At 70.5% G+C, this 1217-nt stretch carries 1 protein-coding gene; it reads left to right on the forward strand.

Features of this window, described 5'->3' with window-relative positions; translation table 11 throughout:
* Nucleotides 1–1157, forward strand: a 1157-nt coding sequence (locus DD1DGNOD_RS11990; RefSeq protein WP_131770129.1) for an MlaD family protein, incomplete at its 5' end; no start/stop codon positions are given.
* Nucleotides 1158–1217: the final 60 nt, after the last annotated feature.

Below are 1217 nucleotides of genomic sequence, written 5' to 3' on the forward strand. Positions count from 1 at the left end.
CCGTGAAGGCGGCCTTCGACGACGTCGGCGCGCTGCGCGCCGGCGACGACGTCCGCATCGCGGGCGTCCGCGTCGGGCAGGTCAAGGACGTCCGTCTCATCGCCGGCAAGCCGGTGGTCACGATGAGGTTCGACAAAGGCCGCAAGATATACCACGACGCCTCGGCGCTGACCGCCACCGTGGCCGCGCGTTCCGCCCTGGGCCAGAAGTACGTGGATGTCCGGCCGGGCACGCCGGGCAGCGGGGAGCTCGGCCGTGACGAAATCATCCCGTCCTCGAAGACCGGGGACGCGCAGGAACTCTCCGACGTGCTGCGGGTGCTCGACCAGCCCACGCGCGACGCCCTGGGGTCGACGCTGCGACAGGCCGGCGGCGGGCTGGGCGGCCACTCCCAGGACTTCAAGGATGTGGCCGGCGCTCTGCCGCAGCTACTGCCCGATCTCGCCACGATCTCGCAGGCGCTGTACACGGACAACGGCGCGGACCTCATCACGATGCTGCGGGCCGCGAACAGCCTGGCCCAGTCGTTCGAGGGACATCAGCAGCAACTGGCCGAGCTGACCGACCGTGTCGATAGGACTCTGCGAGCGCTCGACGTGGACGATGCCACGCCGCTTGGCAACACGCTGGACAAGGCTCCGCAGACGTTGGTCGACGCCCGCGCCGCGCTCGACCAGCTGCGCGCGCCGCTGGCCCAGACCGGCCAGGCCATGACCGGGCTCCAACCGGGTGCCGTCGCGCTCGGCGACGCCACCGACGACGTCCGGGGTGTGCTGCGCGAGGGCGTGCCGCCGCTGGACAAGGTCCCCGGTGTCGCGGGGCAGACCGATCCCGCGGTGACCGACCTGACGAAGGTCATGAGCGATGCGAAACCGCTGGCTCCGCGGCTGGTCCAAGCCGTGCACAGCGTCAGAGAGCCGCTGGGCGTGCTCGCGCCGTACGCGCCCGAGGTATCGCTGTTCTTCTCCTACATGGCCAATGCGCTCTCCGACGGGGACGCCGCGGGGCACTGGCTGCGGATCTACCCGATCGTCGGCACCGAGACGGTGTCCGGCATTGTGCCGATCCAGGATCCGACCACGCACCGCAACGCCTACCCGGCCCCGGGCGAGGCCGCCCACGATAAAAGCACCTCGGTTGTCGGGAACCGGAAGTGAGGGGCTGACATGGTCACGGTTTCCAGGCGCCCGCGGCTGACCTCACTGCGTCTCGGGGTG

The sequence above is a fragment of the Candidatus Protofrankia californiensis genome, assembly GCF_900634765.1.
In the GTDB taxonomy this organism is placed as follows: domain Bacteria; phylum Actinomycetota; class Actinomycetes; order Frankiales; family Frankiaceae; genus Protofrankia; species Protofrankia californiensis.